At 35.0% G+C, this 1751-nt stretch carries 2 protein-coding genes; both read right to left on the reverse strand.

The features are described 5' to 3' along the window. Window positions 1–43: 43 nt before the first annotated feature. Window positions 44–1009: an IS3 family transposase gene (locus AB5Z12_RS20695; protein WP_173717587.1), complete on the reverse strand. Its 966-nt coding sequence runs from the start codon at window positions 1007–1009 to the stop codon at window positions 44–46. Further along, complete coding sequence (locus AB5Z12_RS20700) at window positions 1006–1686, reverse strand: helix-turn-helix domain-containing protein (RefSeq protein ID WP_173717586.1); 681 nt, start codon at window positions 1684–1686, stop codon at window positions 1006–1008. Before AB5Z12_RS20700 ends, AB5Z12_RS20695 begins: the two co-directional genes overlap by 4 nt. Window positions 1687–1751 lie beyond the last annotated feature (65 nt).

Below are 1751 nucleotides of genomic sequence, written 5' to 3' on the forward strand. Positions count from 1 at the left end.
AGCGACAAAAATACCTACATTTCATTTTGGAGTGTAGGTATTTTTATGCACACCATTTCTCTTTATATTTTTTAATTCGTTTGTTTTCTGGAATAGGATATTCTACTGGTATGTCAGATTTCAGTGCTTCTTGACGTACTTCTAGGGGTGTTTTGCAGCAATACCTATCCTGTGGACGTTCTTCACTATAAAATCTTATATAATCCTTTATTGCAAATCTTAATGAGGATTCATCAGTTATTTCGTACATCTGATACATTTCTGCTTTGATAATTCCCCAGAAACCTTCTGTTGGTCCATTATCAATACAATGTCCAACCCGAGACATGGATTGTCTCATTTCTTGTTTTACAAGTTTCTTTTTAAACATTTTGCTGGTATACTGGAATCCCCGATCTGAATGAAAAATCGGCTTTGCACAGGGGTTCAACGCAATTGCCTTATCAAAAGTTTTAAATACTAATTTATTATCATTTCTGGCACTAACAGCATATGACACAGGATATCTATCATACAGATCTATAATGGCACTTAAATACAACTTCTTTTTTTTACCTGGCACTTTAAATTCAGTCACATCAGTAGCCCATTTTTGATTGGGTGCAGTTGCGTAAAAATCTCTTTGTAATATATTTTGTGTTGTTTCATCTGCATTGGCATTCCTATATTTTTTCTTCTTTTTTCGTATAACGGAATGGATTCCCAGTTTTTTCATAATTCTGTGAACTCTATTTTTGCTGTACTTTGTTTGATTAAAATGATTGATCCAAGAAGTCATTCTCCGATACCCTAAGATATGACTAAAGCGTTCATCATACTCCTTAATGAGCTCTGCAAGTTTGATGTTTTCCATTTCATCCTCAGGTGTTTCACGGTGTAGCCATTTATAATAAGCAGCTCTTGCGACCTCCAAATGTTTACACATCCATCCAATACTCCAGTTTTTCTCTGTATGAAAATATTCTATCGCAAGATATTTTGATTCATGACGAACCTTACCCAGCCTCACATCCTTTCGAAGTCTTTCACTTTTTTTAACAATTCAACAACCATATCCTTTTCTTCCAGCTGACGCTTTAGTCGTAAGTTTTCACGTCTCAAACGTTCTAATTCATCTACTTCATCATCTGTTTTACGTTGACCGCGTCTGTCAGTTAATCCGGATTCCCCATCACTATCATATTTCTTTACCCAAGAATAGACCTGACCGTAAGAAACATTGAATTTTGTAGCTGTATTCTTATAGTCACGATTATGGTTGATGCAATAATTAACGATTTCTTTTCGTTCCTCAAGTGTTGTTTTTCTTCGTGCCTCTGCCATATAGACCTCCCGTTTTGGATTATAATCCTTGAACTCTCTATTGGCATTATACACCTTAATCCAACTTCGCAAAACAGAACGACTAGATATTGCATATTTAGCGATGATATCGTCAACAGTCCCTTCTCCATTTAGAACTGCTTCTACGCATCGGAGTTTAAACTCCTTTGAATAAGTTCTATTTCTATTCGATGGATGACAAAATGCAGCTATCCCATGAATTTGATATTCATTAATCCATCCTTTTAGTGTTGAATATCCTATACTGTATTTATCAGCAAGGAACTGAATAGAACCTATACCATCCAGATATTCCTGCGATACTTTAGCTCTAAACTCAGGTGAATGTTTTGATTTTGGCATGAAAAATACCTCCAAAGTAACAGATTTTTATATTTAATCTGTCTACTTTAGAGGTATCATATCAT

The sequence above is a fragment of the Ruminococcus sp. RTP21358st1_G6_RTP21358_211008 genome (assembly GCF_040908885.1).
In the GTDB taxonomy this organism is placed as follows: Bacteria; Bacillota; Clostridia; order Lachnospirales; family Lachnospiraceae; genus Blautia_A; species Blautia_A faecis.

What these genes read in the sequence shown, in the direction of transcription:
- AB5Z12_RS20700 (WP_173717586.1), bottom strand. Translation starts at nt 1,686, where the DNA reads ATGCCAAAATCAAAACATTCACCTGAGTTTAGAGCTAAAGTATCGCAG.